The organism is Trinickia dinghuensis (genome assembly GCF_003367175.1).
GTDB lineage: Bacteria > Pseudomonadota > Gammaproteobacteria > Burkholderiales > Burkholderiaceae > Trinickia > Trinickia dinghuensis.
On the sequence record NZ_QRGA01000005.1, the window covers coordinates 171,847 to 198,159 of the forward strand.

19 protein-coding genes and 2 pseudogenes are annotated in these 26,313 nt (G+C 64.6%); 13 read left to right on the forward strand and 8 right to left on the reverse strand.

All coding sequences use genetic code 11. The features are described 5' to 3' along the window. Nucleotides 1–269: 269 nt before the first annotated feature. The 3 genes and pseudogenes from DWV00_RS09075 to DWV00_RS09085 all read left to right on the forward strand — a co-directional run. Nucleotides 270–1,442 (forward strand): annotated as a pseudogene (locus tag DWV00_RS09075) (quaternary amine ABC transporter ATP-binding protein); the annotation flags it as partial. After that, the gene (gene choW / locus DWV00_RS09080) at nucleotides 1,435–2,325 is read left to right on the forward strand and encodes a choline ABC transporter permease subunit (protein WP_115533239.1); all 891 of its coding nucleotides are present in this window, start codon (nucleotides 1,435–1,437) and stop codon (nucleotides 2,323–2,325) included. The pseudogene DWV00_RS09075 and the gene choW, both read left to right, overlap by 8 nt. 25 nt (nucleotides 2,326–2,350) lie before the next feature. Beyond that, nucleotides 2,351–5,842 (forward strand): pyruvate carboxylase, encoded by a 3,492-nt coding sequence (locus DWV00_RS09085; protein ID WP_115533240.1) that lies wholly within the window; start codon nucleotides 2,351–2,353, stop codon nucleotides 5,840–5,842. A 51-nt stretch (nucleotides 5,843–5,893) separates the two neighbouring features. Here DWV00_RS09085 and DWV00_RS09090 read toward each other — a convergent pair whose 3' ends face one another. From DWV00_RS09090 to DWV00_RS09105, 4 genes and pseudogenes are all read right to left on the reverse strand, one after another. Beyond that, nucleotides 5,894–6,508 carry an HD domain-containing protein gene (locus DWV00_RS09090; RefSeq protein ID WP_115533241.1) on the reverse strand — a complete coding sequence of 205 codons (615 nt, stop codon included), beginning with the start codon at nucleotides 6,506–6,508 and terminating at the stop codon, nucleotides 5,894–5,896. 79 nt (nucleotides 6,509–6,587) lie between these two features. Next, nucleotides 6,588–7,637, reverse strand: coding sequence for a patatin-like phospholipase family protein (locus DWV00_RS09095; RefSeq protein WP_115533242.1), 1,050 nt, complete (start codon nucleotides 7,635–7,637; stop codon nucleotides 6,588–6,590). 49 nt (nucleotides 7,638–7,686) lie between these two features. Beyond that, nucleotides 7,687–11,150: pseudogene (locus DWV00_RS09100) on the reverse strand (adenylate/guanylate cyclase domain-containing protein). Between the two features lie 72 nt (nucleotides 11,151–11,222). Next, nucleotides 11,223–12,182 carry a LysR family transcriptional regulator gene (locus DWV00_RS09105; protein ID WP_115533243.1) on the reverse strand — a complete coding sequence of 320 codons (960 nt, stop codon included), beginning with the start codon at nucleotides 12,180–12,182 and terminating at the stop codon, nucleotides 11,223–11,225. A gap of 239 nt (nucleotides 12,183–12,421) precedes the next feature. Between DWV00_RS09105 and DWV00_RS09110 the strand changes: the two genes are divergently transcribed. Further along, on the forward strand, nucleotides 12,422–12,757 hold the full coding sequence (locus tag DWV00_RS09110; RefSeq protein ID WP_115533244.1) for a DUF4148 domain-containing protein: 336 nt from the start codon (nucleotides 12,422–12,424) through the stop codon (nucleotides 12,755–12,757). Nucleotides 12,758–13,011: 254 nt separating this feature from the next. On the opposite strand, the gene DWV00_RS09115 is transcribed toward DWV00_RS09110, so the two are convergent. The 4 genes from DWV00_RS09115 to DWV00_RS09130 form a co-directional block, all read right to left on the reverse strand. Continuing rightward, on the reverse strand, nucleotides 13,012–13,437 hold the full coding sequence (locus DWV00_RS09115) for an organic hydroperoxide resistance protein (protein ID WP_115533245.1): 426 nt from the start codon (nucleotides 13,435–13,437) through the stop codon (nucleotides 13,012–13,014). Nucleotides 13,438–13,650: 213 nt separating this feature from the next. After that, nucleotides 13,651–14,217, reverse strand: coding sequence for a TetR/AcrR family transcriptional regulator (locus DWV00_RS09120; RefSeq protein WP_115533246.1), 567 nt, complete (start codon nucleotides 14,215–14,217; stop codon nucleotides 13,651–13,653). 60 nt (nucleotides 14,218–14,277) lie between these two features. Beyond that, nucleotides 14,278–15,759, reverse strand: coding sequence for a sensor domain-containing diguanylate cyclase (locus DWV00_RS09125; RefSeq protein WP_115533247.1), 1,482 nt, complete (start codon nucleotides 15,757–15,759; stop codon nucleotides 14,278–14,280). Between the two features lie 114 nt (nucleotides 15,760–15,873). Then, nucleotides 15,874–16,692, reverse strand: a complete 819-nt coding sequence (locus DWV00_RS09130) for an IclR family transcriptional regulator (protein WP_115533248.1) — start codon at nucleotides 16,690–16,692, stop codon at nucleotides 15,874–15,876. Between the two features lie 460 nt (nucleotides 16,693–17,152). Between DWV00_RS09130 and DWV00_RS09135 the strand changes: the two genes are divergently transcribed. From DWV00_RS09135 to DWV00_RS09175, 9 genes are all read left to right on the forward strand, one after another. Then, complete coding sequence (locus tag DWV00_RS09135) at nucleotides 17,153–18,130, forward strand: sugar ABC transporter substrate-binding protein (RefSeq protein WP_245964805.1); 978 nt, start codon at nucleotides 17,153–17,155, stop codon at nucleotides 18,128–18,130. A 144-nt stretch (nucleotides 18,131–18,274) separates the two neighbouring features. Further along, nucleotides 18,275–19,834, forward strand: a complete 1,560-nt coding sequence (locus DWV00_RS09140; RefSeq protein ID WP_115533250.1) for a sugar ABC transporter ATP-binding protein — start codon at nucleotides 18,275–18,277, stop codon at nucleotides 19,832–19,834. After that, entirely contained in the window at nucleotides 19,824–20,864 is a 1,041-nt protein-coding gene (locus tag DWV00_RS09145) for an ABC transporter permease (protein ID WP_115533251.1), read from the forward strand. The genes DWV00_RS09140 and DWV00_RS09145 overlap by 11 nt, the downstream gene beginning before the upstream one ends. Before the next feature lie 6 nt (nucleotides 20,865–20,870). Next, entirely contained in the window at nucleotides 20,871–21,191 is a 321-nt protein-coding gene (locus tag DWV00_RS34515) for a UxaA family hydrolase (RefSeq protein ID WP_115533252.1), read from the forward strand. A 28-nt stretch (nucleotides 21,192–21,219) separates the two neighbouring features. After that, on the forward strand, nucleotides 21,220–22,515 hold the full coding sequence (locus DWV00_RS09155) for a UxaA family hydrolase (RefSeq protein ID WP_245964795.1): 1,296 nt from the start codon (nucleotides 21,220–21,222) through the stop codon (nucleotides 22,513–22,515). Next, nucleotides 22,512–23,591, forward strand: a complete 1,080-nt coding sequence (locus DWV00_RS09160) for an aldo/keto reductase (RefSeq protein WP_115533254.1) — start codon at nucleotides 22,512–22,514, stop codon at nucleotides 23,589–23,591. Before DWV00_RS09155 ends, DWV00_RS09160 begins: the two co-directional genes overlap by 4 nt. 70 nt (nucleotides 23,592–23,661) lie before the next feature. Then, nucleotides 23,662–24,495: an amidohydrolase family protein gene (locus DWV00_RS09165; RefSeq protein WP_115533255.1), complete on the forward strand. Its 834-nt coding sequence runs from the start codon at nucleotides 23,662–23,664 to the stop codon at nucleotides 24,493–24,495. Between the two features lie 30 nt (nucleotides 24,496–24,525). Then, entirely contained in the window at nucleotides 24,526–25,302 is a 777-nt protein-coding gene (locus DWV00_RS09170; RefSeq protein ID WP_115533256.1) for an SDR family oxidoreductase, read from the forward strand. Between the two features lie 78 nt (nucleotides 25,303–25,380). Beyond that, nucleotides 25,381–26,229: an ureidoglycolate lyase gene (locus DWV00_RS09175; RefSeq protein ID WP_115533257.1), complete on the forward strand. Its 849-nt coding sequence runs from the start codon at nucleotides 25,381–25,383 to the stop codon at nucleotides 26,227–26,229. Nucleotides 26,230–26,313 lie beyond the last annotated feature (84 nt).

Here is a 26,313-nt window from a genome sequence, read left to right on the forward strand (position 1 = left end):
GATCGATTGTAGAGAGGCGTGCGAGATCGAGTCATCCCTCATGCGCCCGGAACCCGGTCATAAACGACACAGGGGCGCGATACCGCCCCGAGCCGTCACGCGCCGTGTCGCCGTGAGGCAAGCCCCATTGTTTTTAAGCAGGCGCCGTGTCGCAATACCGCAAGCACCGGTCGCAATTGATCGATAAGCCATTGTTTATCTGGGCAAACATGTTGCCAATAGCGAATGACAGCGAATGACTGAAATGTCGGTTACATGAGGAGACGGATTCGATGCAAACCCCCAAGGTCGTCGTCAAGGGCCTCACCAAGGTCTTTGGAAGCAATCCCCAGCAGGCGCTCGACATGCTTGCCGCCGGGTCGACGAAAGATGAAGTGCTCAAACGCACCGGGCAAGTCGTCGGCGTGCACGACGTGTCGCTCGAGGTTCAGGAGGGCGAAATTTTCGTGCTGATGGGCTTGTCCGGTTCGGGCAAATCGACGCTGATCCGGCTCGTCAACCGCCTCGTCGAGCCCTCGGCGGGCACGGTGCTGATCGGCGGCCGCGATGTCGCCTCGGCCCGGCGCTCGGAACTCATCGAGTTGCGCCGCAAGGACATGAGCATGGTGTTCCAGTCGTTTGCGCTGATGCCGCAGCGCACGGTGCTCTCGAACGCCGCGTTCGGCCTCGAGGTGGCGGGCGTGGGACGCAAGGAGCGCGAGCGGCGCGCGCTGGCCATCCTCGATCAGGTCGGGCTCGCACCGTTCGCGCAGAAGCTGCCGAGGGAACTCTCCGGCGGGATGCAGCAGCGCGTCGGGCTCGCGCGCGCGCTGACCGTCAATCCCTCGCTGATGATCATGGACGAAGCCTTCTCCGCGCTCGATCCGCTCAAGCGCAAGGAGATGCAGGACGTGCTGCTGCAACTGCAGCGCGAGCATCGGCGCACGATCATGTTCGTCTCGCACGATCTAGAAGAGGCGCTGCGGATCGGCAACCGCATCGCGATCATGGAAGGCGGCCGCCTCGTGCAGGTGGGCACGCCGCATCAGATCATCGCGAATCCCGCCGACGACTACGTGCGCGCGTTCTTCCAGGGCGTCGATACGAGCCGTTACCTGACCGCGCGCGATCTGGCGCAGAAGGATGCCGTGCCGACCATCTCGAAGCTCGATGGCGCGAGCGTCGCATCGAAGCTGAACGGCACGGCGCAATACGCGTTCGTGCTCGACGCCCAGCGCAAAATCCGCGGTTTCGTCACGCGGGGCGAGGCGGATGGCGGTGCCCCGAGCGTGCGTCCCGTCGAAAGCATTTCGTGCGACGCGACGCTCGACCACGTGGTCGAGCGCGTGTCCGCCAGCGCTCACGCGCTCCCCGTCGTCGATAGCGACGGCTGCTACTGCGGCTCGGTCGATCGTGCCGCGCTTCTGAAAGCCATTACGCGCTCGCGAGGTTCCCATGTCTGAACTCATTCCACTCGGTAGCTGGGTCGATCAATCCGTTCACTACTTGCTCGACCACGATTCGAACGCGTTCGATACGGTCGGCCGTGCGATCGACGGTCTTGCGGGCCTCGTCGAGCATGGTCTGCAGGCGGTCCCGATGTGGCTCATGATGGCGATCTTCATCGGCATCGGCTTATGGCGCGTCGGCTGGCGTTTCGGGCTGTTCACGACCGCCTCGCTGTTCCTCATCTTCGCGACCGGCTTCTGGAATCAAACGGTGGTCACGCTCGGCCTCACATTGTCGTCGACGATCATCAGCCTGGTATTCGGCATTCCGCTCGGCATCTGGGCGGCCAAGAGCAAGACCGTCACGGCGATCGTGCGCCCGATTCTCGATCTGATGCAGACGATGCCCGCATTCGTCTACTTGATTCCGGCGGCGATGCTGTTCGGCCTCGGCCGCGTGCCAGGGATCCTGTCGACCGTCATCTTCGCGATGCCGCCGGCGGTACGTCTGACGAGCCTCGGCATTCGGCAGGTGAACCTGGAAATCGTCGAGGCAGGGCAGGCTTTCGGTTGCACACCTTGGCAGTTGCTCTATAAAGTGCAGTTTCCGAACGCGCTGCCGTCTATCATGCAGGGCGTGAACCAGACCATCATGATGGCTTTATCGATGGTGATCATCGCGTCGATGGTGGGCGCGGGCGGCTTGGGCAACGATGTGCTGGCCAGTATTCAGCGGCTCGACATCGGCCTGGGCTTCGAGAGCGGCCTGTCGGTGGTGCTGCTCGCCATCATTCTCGACCGCGTGACCGAAAGCTTCGGCCGCGCGCCCGGCAGCGCGAAGGCGCCGCTGTTCGCCGTCTTCAGGACGCGATCGAAAGCGGCGGTTGCGCGCGCTTGATAGCTTCCCGTAAGTAAAGGACGACATGACGATCAAATCCCTCCTGATTGCCAACCGCTCTGAAATCGCGATTCGTGTGATGCGTGCGGCTGCCGAAATGGACATCCGCACGGTGGCCATCTATTCGAAGGAAGACCGCCTCGCGCTTCACCGTTTCAAAGCCGACGAGAGCTACTTGGTGGGAGAGGGTAAGAAGCCGCTCGCGGCCTACCTCGATATCGACGACATCCTGCGGATCGCGCGGCAGGCGAAGGTCGATGCGATTCACCCGGGTTACGGTTTCCTTTCGGAGAATCCGGATTTCGCGCAGGCGGTGATCGATGCCGGCATCCGCTGGATCGGCCCGTCGCCCGAGGTGATGCGCACGCTCGGCAACAAAGTCGCGGCGCGCAATGCGGCGATCGCGGCGGGCGTGCCGGTCATGCCCGCGACCGATCCGCTGCCGCACGATCTCGAGGCCTGCAAGCGTCTCGCCGAAGGCGTCGGCTACCCGTTGATGCTGAAGGCGAGCTGGGGCGGCGGCGGACGAGGGATGCGCGTGCTGGAAAGCGAGCGCGATCTCGAAGCGTCGCTCGCGGCCGCGCGCCGCGAAGCGGCCGCCGCGTTCGGCAACGACGAGGTCTATGTCGAGAAACTCGTGCGTCAGGCTCGCCACGTCGAGGTGCAAGTGCTCGGCGACACGCACGGCACGGTCGTGCATTTGTACGAACGCGATTGCACCGTGCAGCGGCGCAATCAGAAAGTCGTCGAGCGCGCGCCCGCACCTTATCTGGACGACGCGACACGGGCCGAATTGTGCGAATCGGCATTGCGCCTGATGCGCGCCGTCGGCTACACGCACGCCGGTACGGTCGAGTTTCTGATGGATGCTCCGTCCGGGCGTTTCTACTTCATCGAAGTGAACCCGCGCATCCAGGTCGAGCACACCGTCACCGAAATGGTCACGGGGATCGATATCGTCAAGGCGCAGATCCGCATCACGGAAGGCGGCCGGATCGGCGCGACGGAGGACCCGATCGGCGCCGATGCGCCGGCGGGCGGTCGAGCCGCGGGCGTACCGCGGCAAGAAGACATCCGGTTGAACGGTCACGCGCTGCAATGCCGGATCACGACCGAAGATCCCGAGAACGACTTTCTGCCCGACTACGGTCAATTGACGGCCTACCGCAGCCCAGCGGGGTTCGGTGTCCGCTTGGACGGCGGCACCGCGTACGGCGGTGCGGTCATCACGCCTTACTACGATTCGCTGCTCGTCAAGGTGACGGCATGGGCGCCGACGGCCGCCGAGTCGATTCATCGGATGGATCGCGCGCTGCGCGAATTCCGCATCCGCGGCGTGACGTGCAATCTGCAGTTCCTCGAAAACGTAATCAATCATCCGGCCTTCATTGCCGGGGACGTGACGACGCGATTCATCGATCTCACGCCGTCGTTGCTCGAATTCACGAAGCGCCGCGACCGTGCCACGAAGCTGCTTCGGTATCTTGGCGAGCTGAGCGTGAACGGCAGCGCCGAGATGACCGGCCGGACCGTGCCCAAGCTGCCTTTGGGCAGGCCCGTGTTGCCGAAGATCGACACGGCCGCCGCGATCCCGCCGGGCACGCGCGATCGGCTTCGCGAGCTGGGCCCCGAGAAATTCGCGCAGTGGATGCTCGACCGGAAGCAGGTGCTGCTCACCGACACGACGCTGCGCGATGCCCATCAGTCGCTGTTCGCCACGCGCATGCGCACGGCCGATATGCTGCCGATTGCGCCGTTCTACGCGCGTCGCCTGTCGCAGCTGTTTTCGCTCGAGTGCTGGGGCGGCGCGACCTTCGACGTCGCGCTGCGCTTCCTGAAGGAAGATCCGTGGGAGCGGCTCGCGCAACTGCGCGAACGCATCCCCAACATCCTGTTCCAAATGCTGCTGCGCGGCTCGAACGCGGTCGGCTATACGAACTACGCCGACAACGTCGTGCGCTTCTTCGTCAAGCAGGCCGCGAGCACCGGCGTGGATCTGTTCCGCGTGTTCGATTCGCTGAACTGGGTGCGCAACATGCGGGTCGCGATCGATGCGGTGCGCGATAACGGCATGCTGTGCGAAGGGGCGATCTGCTACACCGGCGATCTGCTCGATCCGTCGCGCTCGAAATACGACCTCAAGTACTACGTCGGCATCGCGAACGAGCTGCAGCGCGCGGGCGTGCACATCCTCGGCATCAAGGACATGGCCGGCATCTGCCGTCCGCAGGCCGCCGCCACGCTGGTCAGGGTATTGAAGGAAGAAACGGGCTTGCCCGTGCATTTTCATACGCACGATACGAGCGGGATTTCGGCGGCTTCATCGCTGGCGGCTGCCGCCGCGGGGTGCGACGCGATCGACGGCGCGCTCGATGCGATGAGCGGCCTCACGTCGCAGCCGAATCTGTCGAGTATTGCAGCTGCGCTGGCCGGCGGCGAGCGCGACCCGGGCGTCGATCAGGACGACTTGCACGCGGCGTCGACCTACTGGGAGGGCGTGCGCCGATACTACGCGCCGTTCGAATCGGACATCCGGGCCGGCACGGCCGACGTCTACCGCCATGAGATGCCCGGCGGCCAATACACGAACCTGCGCGAGCAGGCCCGCTCGCTCGGCATCGATCATCGCTGGACCGAGGTTTCGCGCGCCTACGCCCAAGTCAATCAACTCTTCGGCGATATCGTCAAGGTCACCCCCACGTCGAAAGTCGTCGGCGACATGGCCCTGATGATGGTGGCGAACGACCTCAGCGTCGGCGACGTCCGCGATCCCGCCAAGGACATCGCTTTTCCGGAGTCGGTTGTGTCGCTGTTCAAGGGCGAACTGGGTTTCCCGCCCGACGGTTTTCCGGCCGAACTTTCGAGAAAGGTGCTCAGGAGCGAGCCGCCGGAACCGTACCGGCCCGGCGATCGGATCCCCGACGTCGATCTCGAAGCGGCGCGCGCGCAAGGCGAAGCGCTATGCCGGCAGCCGCTCGACGATCGGCAACTCGCTTCGTACTTGATGTATCCGAAGCAGACCGGCGAATACCACGCCCACGTGCGCACCTACAGCGATACGTCGGTGCTGCCAACGCCGGCCTTCCTCTACGGGCCGCAGCCGCAGGAAGAAGTCGCGGTCGACATCTCGCCGGGCAAGACGCTGCTCATCTCGCTGCAGGGGCAGCACGCGGATACCGACGACGGCATGATCAAGGTGCTGTTCGAGTTGAACGGACAGTCGCGCAGCGCGCTCGTCGAGCGTCGCAGCACGGTACAGACAGGTCAGGTTCGCCGAGGCCGTTCGCAAGCGGAGCCGGGTAATCCGCTGCACATCGCGTCGCCGATGCCGGGCTCGGTCGTCACCGTGGCCGTGCAGCCGGGACAGCGGGTCGCGGCGGGCAGCACGCTCATTGCGTTGGAGGCGATGAAGATGGAGACGCACATCGCGGCCGAGCGCGATTGCGAGATCGCGGCGGTGCATGTTCAGCCGGGCGATAGAGTCGCGGCGAAGGATCTGCTGATCGAGTTGAAGTGAGCGAGTAGACGTGATCGCCTGCAGCGAGCGAGGCGGGGCGCAGGCCGCGGGCTAGCCGACGGTCGGCAAGCCGAGCCGCCAGGCCAGATTGCTTCGCGCACGCGCTTCGCAGCGCGTATGAAAAACCTCGGTGTGGTAGATGCGCGGACGGGCGAGCAGTTTTTCCAGCATCGCCCGTTCGTGCAGATCGTAGGTTCGGTCGTCGAGGTCGGGCCGTTCGGCCCGCAGGCGTTCGCCGTCCTCGCGAAAGCAACTGCGCCGGCTGCCCAGCATTGCGAGGTCGATGTCGGCGGCAAAGCGCTCGTCCGCTCCTAGCGGCGCCTGCGCGTGCTTGGTGGCCAGGATCGAATCGCAAATGCGCTCGCTCGCCGCGATGCGCTCGTTCGCCCATCGCCGGAACCATTCCGCGCTACGCTGCTCGTTATCGGGCGCGCCTGGAACGTAAATCACGTCGTGGCACCACAGCGCCAATTCGACTTCATCGGGATGAGGGACCGAACTCCGCACGCGATCGAGCGTGCGCAAACAGCGGCGGATGTGACGCAGCGTGTGGTAATGCCGCGTAGGCTCGGCGTAACAGCGCGCAAGCTCGGCATAGACGTCCCCGGCATGCAGGCCGCCGCAGCGCAACCACAACGCGGTGAAGTGCTCTTGCGTCTGGTTCATCAAACTTTGCTCCGAGAAGCCCAGGACTTCAGTCCACCGGGAATCCTCCGCCTTTAGGTACGGCGGATGGAGGTCAAGCTCAAAGAAACTCCTGACGGATGTCGATGCTCGAGCGCTGGCCGATATTGCTGTAGTGCTGCATCAGCCACGCCTCGGCCTCGTGTCGTCCCCGTTCGAACAGTTCGCTGAGGAACGCCCAATCCGCGTTGTATTTGCTGGCCACGCTGAGCGCGCACATGGCCTCGTCCGCGCGGATCGAGTGAATCAGCATTTCCTTCATCTCGCCGCGATCGATCTTGCCTTGCTGAATGAGACCGGTGACGAAGGCGACGGCACGCATCTCACGCATCAGCGACGAGTTGAAGCTGATTTCGTTGATGCGGTTGAGGATCTCGGCAGTCGTAATCGGCACGCCTCGGCGAACCAGCGGATTGATGTGGACGATCACGACGTCGCGCGTTTCGCAGTGGTAAATCAGCGGATAGATGGCCGGATTGCCCATATAGCCGCCGTCCCAGTATTGCGCGCCGTCGACCGTCACGGCCTGGAACAGCGTCGGCACGCAGGCGGATGCCAGCACGGCATCGGCGCTGACGTCCTCGCCGGTGAAGATCCGTATCTTTCCCGTCTCCACGTTGGTCGCGCATAGATAGAGTTGGATGGGGCACTGCTTTCGCAACAGCGTGAAATCGACCTGACTTTCGAGCACTTCGCGCAGCGGATTCACGTTGCTCGGATTGAATTGATAAGGCGAAAACACGCGCAGCATCATGTCGGCGAACGCATACAGCGGCGAATGATCGAGGCCGAAGCTGTGCGTCCCTTTCAGCCAGGGGGCCCAGCGCAGCGGGTTGTAGCGGTCCGCCGAACGCGACACCGCCTGCCAGAAATCGTGCAGCGCTTGGCGTGCACCGTCCGCGCCGTCCTTGAGCAGCCCATGGGCGAGCACCGCGGCGTTCATCGCGCCGGCGCTCGTTGCGCTGACGCCCTCGATCTCGAGCCGGCCGTCTTCGAGCAGCCGGTCGAGCACGCCCCACGTGAATGCGCCGTGCATGCCGCCGCCTTGCAACGCCAACGCGATCCGCTTGGGGTTTTCATCGTTGCGGCGGTTCGTATTCTTGGTCGGCATTCTTTCGTCTCCTCGGTCTGCTCGGTCGCCTATCGGCGAGGGCCGTGCGCTAGGCCAGTTCATCGAGCAGCGCTTTGGCGTCGCGCAAGTCGGCCGTGTCGAAGCCTTCGGTGAACCAGCCGTAAATCTCGAACAACGCTCGCCGGGCTTTGTCGATCTTCCCCTCGCGCTGCCATAGACGCGCCAGAGTCGACACGGCTCGGAGTTCGAGTGATTTCGCGCCCTGGCGCCGCGCGACCGAGATCGCCTCGCGCAAGCAGGCCTCGGCTTGGGCACCGCTTTCCCGCGTATGCGAGCCGGCATTCGGCGCATCGACGAGCCCCGTGCATCGACGAGCAGCGCGCCCTTGAGCCGATGCAGTTCAGCCTCATAGCAGCGCTCGCCGGTTTTTTCCGTGAGCGCCAACGCTTGCTCGAGCATGTTCCGGCTGGCCTCGATGTCGCCCGCGCGCCGCAGGCCGTCCGCAAGGAGCGCGAGAAAGTACGAGCGCTGGTCCGCGCTGCCGACAGCTTCGTCGGCGGCCAAGCCCCGGCGCATCTGCGCGATCCCCTCTTGGACGCTTTCGCATTCGCTGCGCGCCCACCCTTGAAAGAGCGTGCCCCAGGCGATCCAGAACGGAAAGCCGTGTTCGACCGCGGTCGCGACGACGGCGTCGGCATACTCGCGGGCGAGCAATGGCTCGCGTCGCAGCTGACGCAACTCGGCCGCGTAAGCGAGCGTGAATACCAAGGTTGGGGCGTAGGCGTGCTTGCGAGCGAGCGCGACCGCTTCCTTGCTGCGCGCAAGGGCCTGATCAGGATAGCCCTGGATCCATAACGTCAAGACGAGGAAGTTCAACGCCCGGATACCGGGATCCACACCGTGCGTGAAGACGTGCGCTTGATGCTGCTCAGGATCGTAGAGGGCCAGCGCCTGTTCCCCATGTGCGCGGGCGTCGCCAAATTCGCCTTGAAGGAACCCGCATACGCCAAGTGCGCCGTGTGCTTCGACAAGCAGGCTGGGGTCGTTCGCATCGAGGGCCATGCGAAGCATCCGCTCGCTCTGTTCGCGCGCATTGACGTGCTGCGCGCGCGACATATAGTGAATCCTCAGTCCCAAGTGCACCGCGAAGCGTTGCTGGGCATCGCCGGTCTCTTCGCATAAGGACAGCGCGCGCGCATAGGTGGCCGCGACCTCCGGCGTGCCGTAGCCTCGCACGTCCATCAAGGTCGGACCGAGGGCGAGCAGCAGCGTTAGTTCCTGTTGTTTGCGCGCGGGCGTGTCCGGCAGGCGCTCGAGTAGCTGCAACGCCGCGCCGAGGTGATGCATCGCGTCGGGATGGGCAGCATGGCGAATCGCCTGCTGCGCGGCGCGATGCAGATACTCCACGGCCTTCGGGATGTTGCCGCTCAGGCTGTAGTGATGCGCGAGTTCGCTGCAATTGTCGGCGATGCGCGTGGGGAACAGCGCCTCGAGGGCCTGCGCCGCGAGTTCATGCAAGGCGCTGCGCCGCTCCGTCAACAGCGAGTGCCCGGCCACCTCCTGCGTCAATGCGTGCTTGAACGAGTACTCGACCTCCGGGAACGAGGGCCGCTCGTAGATGAACTCCGCGGCTTCGAGGTTGGAGAGAAGCTGGCGCAGTTCGTCGTCGGCCAAGCCGCCGCGGCCTCCGCAAATGCGTTGGACCAAGCTGAACGGGAACTCCTTGCCGATCACCGCCAAGGTTTGCAGCAGCTCCTTCTCGGCGACACGGAGCCGGTCGATCCGCGAAGCGAGGACGCCTTGCACGGTCGTCGGAATATGCAGCGTGGACGGGGTCTGCTCGATCCGGTAATGCCCCGGCTCGCCGACGAGCGATTTTTCTTCGACCAGCGTCTGAACCACTTCCTCCGTGAAGAACGGATTGCCTTCGGTTTTCTCGAGGATGAGCTGCTTCAGCGGTGCTAGGTCAACGTCGTCTCCGAGCAGCGCCGTGAGCAGCCCTTGCGCCTCGGCGTCCGTCAGCGATTCGAGCCTCAGCCGCGTGCATTCGCCTGCATGTTGCCAGCTAGGCCGGTATTCGGGCCGGTAGTTCAATAGGAGCAGGATCCGCGTCTGCGGCACATGCTCGACTAGATGCGCGAGGAAAGCTTCGGTCTCTCGATCCAGCCATTGCAGATCCTCGAACAGCAGCTCCACCGGCTGATTGCGGCTTTCGCGCGCGAACAGCCGAGTGATCGCGTCGAAGGCCCGGTCCCGCCGAATCCCGGGATCCATTTCCGTCAACGTCGCATCGGGTTCGCCGATGCCGAGCAGACACAGGAGGTACGGCACCGCGCTTTCGAACTGCCGCTCGAGCGTCAGCATCTTGCCCAGGACCTTTTCCCGGCACCTGCGCTCGTCGTCCTGCGCCGTGATCTGAAAGTAGTTTCTCAGAAGCTCCATCAGCGGCAAGTTGGCGAATGCCTTTCCGTGAGAGACCGAGAACGTCTCCAACACGAGGCAGCCGCGCCGCGAGCGTTCCTTGAATTCATAGAACAGCCGCGATTTGCCGACGCCGGCTTCGCCCACCGCGGCGACGATCTGTCCATGTCCGGCCTTGGCTTGCTCCAGCGCCGCGTGCAGCCGGGCGAGTTCGGCTTGACGGCCCACGAACCGCGCGAGCCCGCGATGGGCCGCGAGCTGCAAGCGCGTGCGCAGCGCGCCGAGGCCGAGCACCTCGTACACCGACAGCGGAGTGGGAATGCCTTTGAGCTGCGTGGCCCCCAGCGCCTTGAACTCGAAATACCCCTCGGCGAGCTTGTGGGTGGACTCGCTCACGAGGATCGAGGAGGGCGTGGCGATGCCCTCCATGCGGGAAGCGATGTGTATCGTATGGCCAACCGGATCGTAATCCGTATGCAAGTCGTCGGTTCGAATCGAATGCACGACCACTTCGCCCGTGTGGACACCGACGCGAATCTGCAGCGGAATGCCTTTTTCCAGACGAATGCGGTCGCCGTGCCGGCGCATGGCTTCCTGCATGCGCAGCGCCGCATACAGCGCACGCTGCGGATGGTCCTCGTGGGCGATGGGGGCGCCGAACAACGCGAGGATGCCGTCGCCGAGCGATTTAGCGATGTAGCCTTCGTAGTAGTGGACGGCCTCCATCATCAGCGCGACGACGGGTTCGATCAGCCGGTGCGCCTCCTCCGGATCGAGGTCGTGCACGAGAGCGGTCGACCCTGCCATATCGGCGAAGATCGCGGTCACGGTCTTGCGTTCGCCGGCGATCTCGCCGCGCGCTTCCATCGCCGCTTGTTCCGCTCGGATGCGTTCGGCAAGATGGTGCGGCGTGTAGTGGACGGGTGCCGCGGGCGGTGGCGAAACGAAGCGGGCAGGGGTGGGGGATGCGGAGGACGCGCCGTTCAGCGGCGCGCCGCACTCGCTGCAGAATTTGGCCGAAGGCCCGGCTTCATGGCCGCAGCGCGGACATGCGCGCGACAAGATCGCGCGGCACGTTTCGCAGAACCTCGCTCCCGCGGGATTCTCGAATCCGCAATGTGCGCAGCGCATACGATCTTTCCCCGCCTAGTGCCTTCTCCTTGCTATAGGAACATTAGGCGGCGGACCGTCCGGCTGCAAGATTTAAGCCGCTTTCGCGCCCGGACCCGCACCGGCGCTGGCCGCCGGGTTGCTCGTCGTTTGCATCAGCGGCACGCGCGCGAACACTTCCGCGATCCAATCGGCGAACACGCGGACCTTGCGCGGCAAGTGGCGGTTGCGCGCGTACATGATCGAAATCGCCCGCGGCGGCGAGCAGTAGTCTTTCAGGACTTCGACAAGTTCGCCGTTTTCGAGGTAGTGGGCGAGGGGGAAGATCGCGCTCTTGAGCAGGCCGAGGCCGTGGAGGCCGCACGAAATGTAGACGTCGACGTCGTTCACGGCAATGAGACCGGGCATATCGACCGTCTCCACGACGCCGTTCACGACATAGTCCCAACCGCGCAGACGCCCCGTATTGCTCGAGACGTAATTGACGCCGACGTGATCGTGCAAATCCGCGATCGTCTTCGGCTCGCCGTACTTCTCGAGGTACGCGGGCGACGCGCAGGTAATACGCCGCATATTGCCGATGCGGCGCGCGACGAGCCCCGAATCCTCGAGTTCTCCCGTGCGAATCACGCAGTCGACGCCTTCTTCGACGATGTCGACTTGGCGGTCGCTCAGGCCCATCTCGATCTCGATGTCGGGATAGCGTTCGAAGAATTCGGGAAGCGCGGGGACGACGATCAGCTTGGCGACGAGCGCGGGCAGATTGACCTTCAGCCGCCCCTTCGGGCTCAGCTTCGCGTGCGTGAGTTCGGCTTCCATTTCGTCGACCTCGGCCAGCACGCGCATGCTGCGCTGGTAGTAGGCCTCGCCGTCGTCCGTGACGCTGATGCTGCGGGTCGTGCGATTGAGCAAACGCGCGCCCAAATGCGCTTCGAGCGCTTGCACCGTGCGCGAAACCTGCGGCGCGGCCAATTGCAGCGATTCAGCCGCTTTGACGAAGCTGTGCGACTCGACCACGCGCGTGAACACCTTCATTGCAAAGAAGCGGTCCATAAGCGACCTCCCTCCGTATCGATTTTTTTAGCAACGCGATTGATTGTCCGACTTTCGGCTAAGCCGCGCCGCAGCGTGCGCGACCCGTTCCGCCGGCGGCCGCCGATTGTTATCCCAGCCGCACCAATGAATTCCGGATTTGCGTATTTATCCGGGAAAGCCCTAAGCCTACACTGCCTTCACCTGCTGCACACAACCGTGTTCGCAGCCCTTTATAACAGTAGTCGGAGGTCGTCATCATGAACTCGCTCATCAAGCAAATCGCCGTTGCCGTTGCCCTTATCGCCCCGGTCGCTTCCTCGTTCGCTCAATCGAATCAGCCCGTGACGCGTGCGCAAGTGCGCGCCGATCTGGCGCGCGTCGAACAAGCGGGCTACAACCCGCACGACTGGATCCACTACCCGGAAAACATCCAAGCCGCCGAACAACGCGTCAGCGCGCAAGAGGGTGTAGCGCAAGCGGATACGAGCGGCTATGGGCCGAGCGTCTCCGGTTCGACGGAATCGGGCCGTAGCTCGACGGGCGGTGCGGTCAGCAGCTATTCGCCGCCGCTCTATCAACACAACAGCTACTAAGCATCGATCGCTAAGCAGCTAGGCCATTGGGCGATGTCTCTCGCGAGCATCGCCCAATCGTCGTAGCGGCTTCATCGCAGCGTCGTAGCGGGGCGAACGCGCGCCCACCTTCTCCGAGCCGCTGGGTTTCCCGGTGGTGTTTGCCCAGGCCATGTCGACCTGGGTTTTTTTCATGATGCGTGCGTCACAAATAAGTATTGGCCGATGCACCTGACGTGCATCGGCCAACGCGCTAAACAAGCATTAAATCAACATCAAGCGAGCGTGAGTGTCACGTCGATGTTGCCGCGCGTCGCGTTCGAATACGGGCAAACGTGGTGCGCCTTTTCGATGAGGGCTTCAGCCGCGGCGCGATCCATGCCCGGCAGCGAAATCTTCAGTTCGACTTCGATGCCGAAGCCGTTCGGAATCGCGCCGATGCCGACGCTGCCGTCGATCGACACGTCCTGCGGCAGCGCGATCTTGTCGCGCGCGGCCACGAACTTCATCGCGCCGATGAAGCAGGCGCTGTAGCCGGCCGCGAACAACTGCTCGGGGTTCGCGCCTTCGCCGCCGGCGCCGCCGAGTTCGCGCGGCGTCGTCAAACGCAGATCCAAGCCGCTGTCGGGCACGACGGCGCGGCCGTCGCGGCCGCCGGTTGCGCGAGCGTGAGCACGGTAGAGAACTTTTTCGATCGACATGATGTAGCTCCTATCAATGAGAGTGAATCAACGAGGGGTTGGGTCGGTCTACCCGGTAGAAGATAGGCCATTCCTACAAAACTGCCGGTTGCTTCAGGACAACTTGATGTTGTTCGATCCCTGCTATGCGGGCCGTTATTCTATCTATTAGAAGGTAGATAACTGGGCCGATTAAAAGGGCGCGAAACCACGCCCCGTCCTGCTTCGACTGCTCTACTTCGACAACTTGAACGACGCTTCAACTTCCTCGAGCCGGCCTTTCGCGCGAAACAAGCGGCTGGTCAATCCGGCGCCCTGCAGCGCCGCGAAAAACGCGCGTGCCGCTTGCTCGGGTTTGGCGCTCGTCGGCAATGTACCGTCGCGCCCGCCCTCCGCGAATACCTCCGCCAGCCAATTCTCGTTCGCTTTGAAGAACCCTTGCACTGCGAGACGAACGGGCTCCGGCAGCGTTTCGATGTCGGCGGCGAGCATTCCGCACAGGCAGATCTGATCGCCCTCGCCGAGCGTGCGGCCGAACATCTTCGCGAATTTCGCGAGCTTGCCTTCGGCCGGCAACGCGGCATCGATCGTTTGAACGGCGCCTTGCACTTCCTGCGTGTAGGCGTGAACGGCTTCGAGTACCAGATCGTCTTTCGACGGAAAGTAGTAATGAATGCTCGAAGTCTTCACGCCGACGAGCTCCGACAGATCCCGATAGCTGAATCCGTTGTAGCCGCGCAGCATCATCAGCGTGATCGCATGATCGATGATTTGCTCGCGCACCGTCTTCGTCGTTTCCATGGCACGCACTTTATCTACTGGTAGATAGATAGTCAAGCACTTTGTGCAATCGCTTCGCCGTCAGTCTTCGGCGCGCGGCTCCGGCGCGTGATGGCGGCGCTTGTCTTCGTACATCGCCGAATCGGCTTCGCGCAGCATGTCTTCGATGCGCTCGCCGCGGTCGCAGGTGGCCCAGCCCATCGAGAAGCTCAACGCCGGCCCCGAGTAGAACTGATTGTTCAGCTCTACGATCTGACGAATGCTGTCGGCAATCACTTCCGTTTCGCGTTCGTTCGCGCCGGGCAGCAGCACGGCGAATTCGTCTCCGCCGATGCGCGCCGCTTGATACGGCTTGTGGATCGCCTTGGCGAGCACTTCGCCCGCGCGCCGCAGCAGCGCGTCGCCGGCTGCGTGGCCGAGCTGATCGTTAACCGTTTTGAGGTGGTTCAAATCGACGATGATCGCGCTGACGGGGAAGGGGCCTTTGCGCTCGAGGCGGTTCAGTTCGTCGACATAGAACGAGCGGTTCTTCAGCTTCGTCAGCACGTCGTGCTTGCCGAGGTATTCGAGGTAGGCCTCGGCTTTCTTGCGCGCGGTGATGTCGGTCAACGCGAGCAGCACGAGATCCCATTCGCGTTCGTGGCCGGGAAACACCGAGAACTGCAGATGCAAGTGCACTTCGTTGCCGTCGAGCGAATAGTTCAGCACTTCGCGCTGCTGGAACAGACGTCCGTCCCATAGCTCGATCAACTGCTCGCGGAAGTGAGGGCGCATATCGTCGCGGAACACTTCGGGCAGGCGGCCGAGCAGCGCCGCTTTGTCATCGGCCTTGAACAAATCGATCGTGTGGCGGTTGACGTCGAGCACGACGATCTCGGCCATGCAGCGCTCGACGAACTCCGGATGCACGTCCGTGAACGTGCGGAAATCCATGATGCCTTGCTCGCGCACTTCGTCGATGAGCGCCTTGATGCGGCGGAAATCCTCGATCCAGAGCGAGACGGGGGCGTGCTCGAACAGCCCCTGCGCGTATTCATGGCTCGCGGTTGCGCGCCGGCGCGCGTCTTCGAGATCGGTGATGTCGTCGATGGCGACGAGCACGCGATCCCACGACGCTTCATGCCCGGGCAGGATCAGCCCTTTGAGCAGGATGTCGAGCCGGCGCCCGTCCAGCCGGTAGTTGACGCTCTTGCTCTCGAACGACAAGCTGCCCGACCACATTGTCTCGAGCTCCTCGATGTGCGCCTCGAGCATGTCGTCGCGCAGCACGTCGCCCAGGCGCGCCGACAGTTCGTCGAAATCGCGCGCACCGTACATCTCGAGCGTGCGGCGGTTGACCTTGAGCACGCGGATGCAGGCCGAACATTGCGCGACGCGGCGCGTATCCGCCGTGAGGAACGCGCGCAGGTCCGTCACGCCCTCGCTGCGCCAGGTCTCGAACAGGGCGCGCAAGCTGCTGTAGTCCTCGATCCATAGCGAGGTGGGCGTCAGGTCGAACAGGTCGACGGGGGCTGCGCTCGTGGTATCGAGGGCGGTTCCTGTGTTGGGCGTGGCCGGTTTCATTAGGGTCTAGGGTCGCTTTCGGCGATGTGCATCGGGGGATGCGGCGATGCCGCGTGTTAGTTCTCGTCTCGGTTAACGGCCGATCGCCGTCGAAGCTGTAGGGCTAGATCTCCGCTAGTTTCCCTCGTGCATGGACAGCTTGAGGGTGGCCGCTTCGAGCATCGCCGTTACGTCGTCGAGCGAAGGTGCGACGTATTCGTCGATGCGCCGCATATACGGCGTAGTCAGCGCGGCGATCGCGTGGCCCGACGGGCCGAGGATCGGGAACGACACATCGGTCACGCCGAACGTCTGCGCGCTGTCCTTGCGCAAGTGGCCGCGCGCGCGGATGGCGGCGAAGGTCGAGGCCAACGCCGCCTCGTCGAGCGCGATTTCCCCTTTGACCTTCGTGTGCTCGTCGAGCATGCGCGAGCGCTCGGCCTCGCTCTGGAACGCCAGCATCACTTGCCCCGAGGCGGTATCGATCAATCCCACACGCGAGCCGAGACGAATCGACAGCCCCCACGTGCCCGGGCCGTCGACCTGCGCGATCACGAGCAAATTGCCGCGGTCGTAGACGGTCAGATGAACCGACTGCTCGGCTTCGTCGGCGAAGGACTGCATGACGGGCAGCGCCGCGGCAATGAAACGATTCATCGGGGGGTGGCGGTGCGCGAGCGCGAACAGCTTCAGGCTCAGCGAATAGCGATCGCCGCCCGAGGAACGTACGACGTATTGACGCACGACGAGCCGTTCCAGCATGCGATAGATCTCGCTCGCGTTGCGTCCTAGCGCTTTCATGATTTCGGCTCGCGTGAGCCCGTCCTTTTGCTCCGACAGCAATTCAAGGATGTCGAGCCCTTTGTCGAGCGCGGGAGCGCGGTAGCGCTCGGCTTCGTCGAGCGCGGCCTCGGGAGCGGCGTCGCTCGGATTCGGTGACTTGGCGGGTTTCACAGGCAGTGTCGTCTCAAGGCGTCTCAGGGCATTAGGTCGGGCATGAACCAACCCGGGCTAAGGGAAAACACGGGCGAGCGTCGCGCTTGACGTTCGATCGTCCGTATATGAATAATATGTTCATCCATGAATGCGTGCATCGGTTCATCGATGCGCTAGCAGCGCTCGCGGTGCGACGCACGCCGGTCGCATCCCATTGCCCGAAAACAGCAGCATAACTAAGCCGACGAAGAGCGGAATACAAGATCGGGACGGATCGTTCCGTTCCGTTGCGTCTTGCCGACGCATCACCGCGAAGCATGGAGCCCGAGTAGCGCGCCAAAACGCCGAATCGGGCCAGGAGACGACTATGACATCGAGCATCGAACCGGTTGACGCCGGGCAGTGGGCAGTTCGTGCAGTTCGTTGTGTTTCGCCGCGCATGCGGCGGGGAGGCGTGGCGGTGGCGGCCGCGTTCGCCATGGTCGGCGCGATGGGGATGGCAGCCCCGGCAGCGCATGCCGCGGGCGCCGAAATCGGCGCCAACTTGCCGTTGCTGACGTCGCCGTTCTGGCAGGCGTACAACAACTATCTGCCGCAATACGCCAAGAAGCTGGGCCTTAACATGCTCACGCCCGTGAACTCGAACGGCGATCCGGCCCAGCAGATCACCGACATCAACAATCTGCTCAATCAGGGCGTCAAGGGCATCGTAACGGGGCCGCTCGATTCCGCGGCCATCAGCCGCGCGCTCGATGCCGCCGCGGCGAAGAATGTGCCGGTCGTCGCCGTCGACGTCGCGCCGACGCAAGGCAAGGTCGCGATGGTCGTGCGCGCCGACAATCGCGCCTACGGCGAGAAAGCCTGCAAGTACATCGGCGATCACGTGTCGTCCGGCAAGGTCGTTCAGATCATGGGCGATCTCGCGTCGGTCAACGGCCGCGACCGGTCGGAGGCGTTCCGCTCCTGCGTCAAGGATCATTATCCGAAGCTGAAAGTGCTCGAAATTCCGGCCGCGTGGAAGGGCGACGTGGCGGCCTCCGCGCTCGACAGCCTGTTGACGGCGAACCCGGACGTCAAGGGTATTTATATGCAAGCGGGCGGCGTCTATCTGTCGCCGACGCTGCAGACGTTGCGCCGCAAACACCTGTTGTTCAAGGCCGGCGATCCCAAGCACATCGTCATCGTCAGCAACGACGGCATTCCGCAAGAATTCGACGCGATCCGCAAGGGCGAGATCGATGCGACCGTTTCCCAGCCTGCCGACAGCTACGCGAAGTACGGCCTCTGGTACATGAAGGAAACGCTCGCGGGCAAGACGTTCAAGCCGGGTCCGACCGACCACGACAGCACGATCATCCAGCTTGCGCCGGGGATTCTCGAAGACGAACTGCCGGCGCCGCTCGTGACGAAGGCGAACGTCGACGACAAGAATCTTTGGGGCAATACGCTCAAGTGAGGTGACAAGTCATCGAGCCATTGAGCCATCGAGCTGTCTGTCCGAGCGTGTTTGCGCGTTGGCATGTCCACACGTGGGCGTGTCCACACGTTGTCGTTCGCGCAAGCACGCCGGACATCGAACCATCGATTGATGCGAGCCGATATGGGAGCCGTTCCTCTCTTTAGCGAAGTAGCCGGGCAGCAGGCGCTGCCCGTTGTCGAAGCACTCGGCGCGACCAAGCGCTTCGGCTCGACGACAGCGCTGGCCGACGTCAGCCTGCGCGTGATGCCGGGCGAGTCGCATGCGCTCGTGGGCCGCAACGGCGCGGGCAAATCGACGCTCGTGTCGCTGCTCACGGGCTTGCGCAAGCCCGATCAGGGCGAAATCCGGTTCGGCGGCGAGGCCGCTCCGCCGCTGGCCGATCGCGATGCCTGGCGCGAGCGCGTGGCCTGCGTCTATCAGCATTCGACCGTCATTCCCGATCTCAGCGTGGCCGAGAATCTGTTCGTGAATCGGCAGCCTGGGCGGCGCGGCATCATCGATTGGCGTGCCATGCGGCGCGAAGCGCGCGCGCTGCTCGATCACTGGCACATCGACGTGCGCGAGGATGCCCGCTGCGGCGCGCTGGGCGTCGAGGCGCGGCAGCTCGTCGAAATTGCGCGGGCGCTTTCGCACGGCGCGCGCTTCATCATCCTCGACGAGCCCACGGCGCAGCTCGACGGAGACGAGATCCAGCGGCTCTTTCGCCGCATCGAAGAGCTGCAGAAAGAAGGCGTCACGTTCCTCTTCATTTCGCATCATCTGCAAGAGGTCTATGAGATCTGCCAAGCCGTCACGGTCCTGCGCGATGCGCGCCGGATCTTGACGTCAGGTGTCGAGCGGCTGCCGAGAGAGGCGCTCATCGAAGCAATGACGGGCGAGGCCGGCGGTGTGGCGTGCGCCGATGCCGCTTCCCGTGCGCCGCTGGACGAGGTGCCCGTTGCCCTTGACGTCGCCGCGCTGAGCGGCGAGGACTTCGACGAGGTGTCGTTCAACGTGCGCCGCGGCGAGGTGGTCGGATTGGCGGGCGCCACCAGCAGCGGGCGCACGAGTGTCGCCGAAGCGATCGCCGGGCTGCGCCGCCCGCGTGCTGGGGCCGTGCGCGTCTCGGCGAACGAGGGCGGGGCGAGCGTCACGCTGCCGTACGGCGATGTGCCCGCCGCGCTCGATGCCGGTGTCGGCTGCGTGCCGAAGGACCGGCATAGGGAAGGGCTGGTACTCACGCAGTCGATCGCCGAGAACGCGACGATGACGCTCGTGCGCAAGCTCGCGCGGTTCGGGTTCGTGCGGCCTTCGTTGAAGGCGCGGCTCGCAACCGATGCGATCGATGCGCTCGGTATCGTCGCTCAAGGACCGCTCGCGCCCGTATCGGGACTGTCGGGCGGAAATCAGCAAAAAGTCGTCATGGCGCGGGCACTCGCGACCGATCCGCGCGTGCTCGTGCTGATCGATCCTACCGCCGGCGTCGACGTGAAGTCGAAGGAAGCGCTGCTGGCCATGGCCGAACGCGCGCGGGAGCAAGGGCGCGCCGTTGTTGTCGCCAGCGGCGAACTCGACGATCTGCGCGGCTGCGACCGCGTGCTCGTCATGTTCCGAGGCCGCATCGTCGAGGAGTTTTCGGCCGGGTGGCTTGACCACGAATTGATCGCATCGATCGAAGGAGTCGATCTCAATGAAGCCTAGTCTGTCGAGTTCGGGCACGCAGGCCCGCGCGGCCGGATTCGCCGTCGCGGGAGCAAGCCAAACGCGCGGCCCGCGGATCGAGTTGGCGCGCTGGCGCGATTTGGCGCTGGTGCCCGCGCTCGTGTTGCTCATCGCCATCGGCGCTTGGGTCAGCCCGAGCTTTCTGACGCGCGCCAACCTGGACAGCGTGCTCGGCGCATCGGCGGCGCTCGCGCTCGTCGTGCTCGCCGAATCGCTGATCGTCATCGTCGGCAAGTTCGACTTGTCGCTCGAATCGACCGTGGGCTTCGCACCCGCGCTCGGTGCCATGCTCGTCATGCCCGCGGCCTCGAACGGCTTCGGCTGGCAATGGCCGCCGTTCGCAGGGCTCCTCGCCATCGTCGCCGTGGGCGCGCTGATCGGCTGGATCAACGGGCTGCTCGTCGTGCGGCTGCGCTTGAACGCCTTCATCGTCACGCTGGCCATGCTGATCGTCTTGCGCGGCATGCTCGTGGGCGCGACCAAAGGCGGCACGCTGTTCGACATGCCGTCCTCGTTCTTCGCGCTGGCGACGGTCACCGTGCTCGGGCTGCCGCTGTCGGTATGGCTGGCCGCGGCGGCATTCGCTTTCGCTGCCTTCATGCTGCGCTATCACCGCATCGGCCGCGCGCTGTATGCGATCGGCGGCAATGCGCAGGCGGCACGCGCGGCCGGGATTCGCGTCGAGCGTGTCGTCTGGGGCGTGTTCGTGCTCGGCAGCGCGCTTGCCTCGATCGGTGGGCTGATCGTGACCGGCTATGTCGGCGCGATCAACGCCAATCAAGGCAACGGCATGATCTTCACGGTGTTCGCGGCGGCCGTGATCGGCGGCATCTCGCTGGACGGCGGCAAGGGGACGATGTTCGGCGCGCTCACGGGGGTGCTGCTGCTCGGCGTCGTGCAGAACCTGCTGACGCTGGCCCAGGTGCCCTCGTTTTGGATTCAGGCGATCTACGGCGCCATCATTCTCGGCTCGCTGATGATCGCTCGCGTGGCCGGTAGTCAGGAGTAACCCAGCATGACACTCGATTCCCGGCTGCTGCTGCTTTCTCCCGAGGACAACTGCCTCATCGCCGCGGCGACGCTCGAGGCCGGCACCTCGGTTGCGATGGAGGGCGAGACGGTCGTGCTCGCCACGACGATCGCCCTCGGACACAAACTCGCGCGGCATGCCTTGTCGGCCGGCGAGAAGATTCTGCGCTACGGCGCACCGATCGGGCACGTCACGCGCGACGTCGCGAAGGGCGAGCATCTGCATACGCACAACCTCGAAAGCGACTATCTGCCCACGTACACGCTCGACGCCGGCCACGCCTTCGTCGGGCAAAACGAATCCTGACTTGTCAGGCTTTTCAGGCGAAACGATCATGAACGAGATTCACACCGATTCCGCGCCGCTCCTCGGCTATCCGCGCAGCGACGGGCGCAAGGGAATCCGCAACGTCGTTGCCGTCGCCTATCTGGTCGAATGCGCGCATCACGTGGCCAGCGCGATCGTCACGCAGTTCGCGCCGCGGTTCGGCGATGACGATTTCGACGCGGTCAATGCGCACGATGCCGAGCCCGAGGTTCATTTGATCGGCTTTCCCGGCTGCTATCCGAACGCCTATGCGCAGAAGATGCTCGCGCGGATCGCGACGCACCCGAACGTCGGGGCGGTCCTGTTCGTCTCGCTCGGCTGCGAGAGCATGAACAAGCACCATCTGGCGGACGTCGTGCGCGAGAGCGGACGGCCCGTCGAAGTGCTGACGATTCAGGAGAAGGGCGGCACGCGCAGCACGATCGCACGCGGCGTCGAGTGGATCAAGCAAGCGCGCGCCACGCTCGCCGCCATGCGTCCCGTTCCGATGCGGTTCGACGAACTCATCGTCGGCACGGTATGCGGCGGTTCCGACAGCACGAGCGGCATCACGGCGAATCCGGCCGTCGGGCGCGCCTTCGATGCGATGATCGAGCGCGGCGCGGCGTGCGTATTCGAGGAGACGGGCGAGCTCGTCGGCTGCGAATATCACATGAAGTCGCGCGCGGCGAGGCCGGAGCTCGGCGACGCGATCGTCGCCTGCGTCGAGAAGGCCGCGCGCTACTACACGATCATGGGGCATGGCAGCTTCGCCGTCGGCAACGCGGACGGAGGGCTCACGACGCAAGAGGAGAAATCGCTCGGCGCGTACGCGAAAAGCGGGGCGTCTCCGATCGTGGGCATCGTCAAGCCCGGTGACATCCCGCCCACCGGCGGTCTCTACCTGCTCGACGTCGTTCCGGACGGCGAACCGCGATTCGGCTTCCCGAACATCAGCGACAATGCCGAGATCGGCGAGCTGATCGCCTGCGGCTGCCACCTCATCTTGTTTACGACGGGGCGGGGCTCCGTCGTCGGATCGGCGGTGTCGCCGGTCATCAAAGTTTGCGCGAACCCGTCCACGTATCGCAATCTATCGGGCGACATGGACGTCGACGCGGGGCGGATCCTGGAGGGGCGCGCAACGCTCGACGAAGTCGGCCGAGAAGTCTTCGACCTCACGATGGCATTGGGACGCGGCGAGCGATCGAAGTCGGAAATGCTTGGGCATCAGGAGTTCATCTTGACCTACAAAGCGTTCGAACCGATCGGCCCCGGCTGCCTGCCGATCGTACCGGCAACGGCCGCGCGGGTGAGCGCATGAGCGGCGATGACCTCGCAGGCAGCGGCATCGGCTTGAAGCGGCGCATCGGCCGCACCTCGCTCGAGGTCACCGCGCTTGGCCTCGGTTGCGCGGGCCTTGGCGGCTTGTATCGAGACGTAGGCGAAATCGATGCGCGCGCAACGATCGATGCCGCGTGGGAAGCCGGCGTTCGGCTGTTCGATACGGCGCCTTTCTACGGCTATACGAAGAGCGAGCATTACGTCGGGGCTGCGCTGCGGGAGCGCGAACGCGATGCCTACGTGCTGTCGACGAAGGCCGGCCGGATCATGCGGCCCGATCGCGGCGAGCACGCACGCGCGCCGCGCGACGGCTGGGCGCGTCCGCTGCCGTATGCGCCCGTCTACGACTACACCTATGACGGCATCCTGCGCTCGTTCGACGATAGCCTGCAGCGGCTCGGCGTCGCCCGCATCGATATCCTGCTCGTGCACGACATCGGCACCGTCACGCACGGCGAGCGCAACGCGCATTACTGGCGTCAACTGAGCGAAGGCGGATTCAGGGCGCTCGACACGCTGCGTACGTCGGGCGCGGTGCGGGCAGTGGGGCTCGGCGTGAACGAGGAAGCCGCCGTGCTCGATGCCATGCGCGAATTCGACATCGACTGCGCACTGTTGGCTGGCCGCTATACGCTGCTCGAGCAGCGCACCCTCGATACGCTGCTGCCCGAATGCGAACGGCGCGGGGTGTCGATTCTCGTCGGCGGGGCGTTCAATTCGGGCATCCTCGCACGCGGCGTGCGGCACCTGCGCGCGGCGCCGGACGAACATTCGAGTGCGCTCAAGTTCAACTACGGCGAAGCGCCGGCCGACGTCGTCGAGCGCGTTGCGCGGATCGAGGCTGTTTGCGAGGCCCATGACGTGGCGCTGCCGAGCGCCGCGCTGCGCTTTCCCTATGCGCACGGCGCGGTGGCGAGCGTGTTGACGGGGGCGTGCAGTGCCGACGAACTCAAGCGGAACGTCGAGGCTTTTACGGCGCGGATTCCGGCCGCACTGTGGAAGGCATTGCGCGCCGAAGGGCTGTTGGACGCGCGGGCGCCGGCGCCCGATGCTTGAGGCTTGAGGCTTGATCCGCGATTCCGACGCGCAACCGACTTAGAGACCGAGAGACCTCAACCGGGCCACGATGGACACGATCGACGCACATCAGCACTTCTGGCAACTCGAGCGCGGAGACTACGGCTGGCTCACGCCGGCGCTCACGCTGCTCTATCGGGATTTCTTGCCGCGGGATCTGCGGCCGCTCGCGCAAGAGGCAGGCGTGTCGCGCAGCATCGTCGTTCAAGCCGCGCCGACACTCGCCGAAACGCGCTATCTGCTCGATCTGACGCGCGACGATCCGACGATCGCGGGGGTGGTCGGCTGGGTCCCGCTCGACGATCCCGATGCGTCTTCGCTCATCGACGAATTCGCGCGCGAGCCGAAGTTCAAGGGTGTGCGGCCAATGCTGCAGGACTTGTCCGACGACGGCTGGATCGCGCGCTCGGATCTCGATCGCGCTATCGAGGCGTTGATCCGTCTCGGGCTCGTCTTCGATGCGCTCGTATTGACGCGCCATCTCCCGCATCTGATCCCGTTCGCACGCCGGCATCGGCGCTTGCGGATCGTCGTCGATCACGGCGCGAAGCCGCCGATCGAAGGCGGCGCGGCCGGCTGGCAGCCATGGGCCGACGGCGTCGCCGAACTCGCGGCGCTGCCCAATGTCTTCTGCAAGATGTCGGGCTTGGTGACCGAAGCCGCGATACCCTGTACCGATGCCATGCTCGAACCTTATCTCGCGCATCTTGTCGAGCATTTCAGCGCCGCGCGGACGATGTGGGGCAGCGATTGGCCCGTCGTCGACATGAACGGCGGCTATCTCGCCTGGCATGCGTGCGCGACGCGTTTCGCCGAGCGCCTGAAGCCCAACGAGCGTGCCGCGCTGTTCGGCGGCACCGCGCGCGCCTGCTATGGTCTTTGAATGTCTTCCATCGACGGAGTCCCGCTAAGCATGACCGCCACAGCCCAGAACTTTCCCGAACCGCCCGCCAAACGCCTGGCCGGCAAGACGGCGCTCGTCACGGCCGCCGCCCAAGGCATCGGCCGCGCGTGCGCGGAGCGTCTCGCCCAAGAGGGCGCGCGCGTGATCGCCACCGACATCCGGCTCGACTTGCTTGCCGATGCGCCGTTCGAATCGCGCCTGCTCGACGTGCGCGACGGCGCGGCGATCGCGGCGCTGGCCGAGTCGATCGGCGCGATCGACGTGCTCGTCAATTGCGCGGGCTTCGTGCATGCGGGCTCGGTGCTCGAATGCACCGACGCAGATTGGGATTTCGCGTTCGATCTGAACGTGAAGTCGATGTATCGCACAATACGAACGTTTCTGCCCGCGATGCTCGAGCGCGGCGGCGGCTCGATCGTCAACCTGGCGTCGGCGGCCTCGAGCGTCAAAGGGGTGCCGAACCGCTTCGTCTACGGCACGTCGAAGGCGGCCGTGATCGGTCTCACGAAGGCGGTGGCGGCCGATTTCGTCACGCGCGGGATCCGCTGCAACGCGATTTGCCCGGGCACCGTGGCATCGCCGTCGCTGAGCGCGCGCATCGCCGAGCAAGCGCAGGCGCAGGGCAAGTCGGTGGCCGAAGTCGAGGCCGCGTTCGTCGCGCGCCAGCCGATGGGGCGGATCGGCCGGCCTGAGGAGATCGCGGCGCTGGCCGCTTACCTCGCGTCGGATGAAGCGGGATTCACGACCGGGCAGATTCATTTGATCGACGGCGGCTGGTCGAATTGAGCGACGCACATGCCGTGGTGCACTGCAGCACCTAGTGATGAGTGCCTTAGTGATTTATCTTTGGAGTCGAGCAACAGCATGAAGCTTCTTCGATATGGCCCGAAGGGCCAGGAAAAACCGGGGCTCGTCGATGCCGACGGCGTGATGCGCGATCTGTCGTCGGTCGTCGACGACATCGCGGGCGACGTGCTCGGCGATGCCAGCCTCGCGCGGCTGCGCGGCATCGATGCATCGACGCTGCCGCGCTTGCCGGACGGAGCCCGCATCGGCGCCTGCGTCGGGCGCGTGGGCAAGATGGTCTGCATCGGGCTGAACTACGCCGACCACGCGGCGGAATCGAACCTGCCCATCCCGACGGAGCCGGTCGTCTTCAATAAGTGGACGAGCGCGATCGTCGGCGCGAACGACGACGTCGAAATCCCGCGCGGCTCCACGAAGACGGACTGGGAGGTCGAGCTGGGCGTCGTCATCGGCAAGGCCTGCAAGAACGTCGAAGCGGCCGACGCGCTCGATTACGTGGCGGGTTACTGCGTCGTCAACGACGTTTCCGAGCGCGAATGGCAGATCGAGCGCGGCGGCCAGTGGGACAAGGGCAAGGGCTTCGACACGTTCGGCCCGATCGGGCCCTGGCTCGTCACGCGCGACGAGGTGCCCGATCCGCAGCAGCTCGGCTTGTGGCTCGAGGTGGACGGGCATCGCTATCAGAACGGCAATACGCGGACGATGATTTTCAACGTCGCCGAGGTCGTTGCCTACCTGAGCCGCTGCATGAGCCTGCAGCCCGGCGATGTCATCTCCACGGGCACGCCGCCCGGCGTGGGGCTTGGGATCAAGCCGACGCCGGTCTATTTGAAGGCGGGGCAGACGATGCGGCTCGGCATCGACGGGCTCGGCGAGCAGCGGCAACGGACGGTGCAGGCGGAGTAAGCCGCCTGCTAGCGTGCGCCTGCAGCCGTTGCAGAACGGCTGCAGGCGCCACACCCTTTCGCCTTGGGCGATCCAAGCTGAGGT

Excerpts from the sequence above, each read along its gene's own strand:
- choW (WP_115533239.1), top strand. The coding sequence starts at position 1,435 with ATGTCTGAACTCATTCCACTCGGTAGCTGGGTCGATCAATCCGTTCAC.
- DWV00_RS09085 (WP_115533240.1), top strand. The coding sequence starts at position 2,351 with ATGACGATCAAATCCCTCCTGATTGCCAACCGCTCTGAAATCGCGATT.
- DWV00_RS09090 (WP_115533241.1), bottom strand. The coding sequence starts at position 6,508 with ATGAACCAGACGCAAGAGCACTTCACCGCGTTGTGGTTGCGCTGCGGC.
- DWV00_RS09095 (WP_115533242.1), bottom strand. The coding sequence starts at position 7,637 with ATGCCGACCAAGAATACGAACCGCCGCAACGATGAAAACCCCAAGCGG.
- DWV00_RS09105 (WP_115533243.1), bottom strand. The coding sequence starts at position 12,182 with ATGGACCGCTTCTTTGCAATGAAGGTGTTCACGCGCGTGGTCGAGTCG.
- DWV00_RS09110 (WP_115533244.1), top strand. The coding sequence starts at position 12,422 with ATGAACTCGCTCATCAAGCAAATCGCCGTTGCCGTTGCCCTTATCGCC.
- DWV00_RS09115 (WP_115533245.1), bottom strand. The coding sequence starts at position 13,437 with ATGTCGATCGAAAAAGTTCTCTACCGTGCTCACGCTCGCGCAACCGGC.
- DWV00_RS09120 (WP_115533246.1), bottom strand. The coding sequence starts at position 14,217 with ATGGAAACGACGAAGACGGTGCGCGAGCAAATCATCGATCATGCGATC.
- DWV00_RS09125 (WP_115533247.1), bottom strand. The coding sequence starts at position 15,759 with ATGAAACCGGCCACGCCCAACACAGGAACCGCCCTCGATACCACGAGC.
- DWV00_RS09135 (WP_245964805.1), top strand. The coding sequence starts at position 17,153 with ATGGTCGGCGCGATGGGGATGGCAGCCCCGGCAGCGCATGCCGCGGGC.
- DWV00_RS09140 (WP_115533250.1), top strand. The coding sequence starts at position 18,275 with ATGGGAGCCGTTCCTCTCTTTAGCGAAGTAGCCGGGCAGCAGGCGCTG.
- DWV00_RS09145 (WP_115533251.1), top strand. The coding sequence starts at position 19,824 with ATGAAGCCTAGTCTGTCGAGTTCGGGCACGCAGGCCCGCGCGGCCGGA.
- DWV00_RS34515 (WP_115533252.1), top strand. The coding sequence starts at position 20,871 with ATGACACTCGATTCCCGGCTGCTGCTGCTTTCTCCCGAGGACAACTGC.
- DWV00_RS09155 (WP_245964795.1), top strand. The coding sequence starts at position 21,220 with ATGAACGAGATTCACACCGATTCCGCGCCGCTCCTCGGCTATCCGCGC.
- DWV00_RS09160 (WP_115533254.1), top strand. The coding sequence starts at position 22,512 with ATGAGCGGCGATGACCTCGCAGGCAGCGGCATCGGCTTGAAGCGGCGC.
- DWV00_RS09165 (WP_115533255.1), top strand. The coding sequence starts at position 23,662 with ATGGACACGATCGACGCACATCAGCACTTCTGGCAACTCGAGCGCGGA.
- DWV00_RS09170 (WP_115533256.1), top strand. The coding sequence starts at position 24,526 with ATGACCGCCACAGCCCAGAACTTTCCCGAACCGCCCGCCAAACGCCTG.
- DWV00_RS09175 (WP_115533257.1), top strand. The coding sequence starts at position 25,381 with ATGAAGCTTCTTCGATATGGCCCGAAGGGCCAGGAAAAACCGGGGCTC.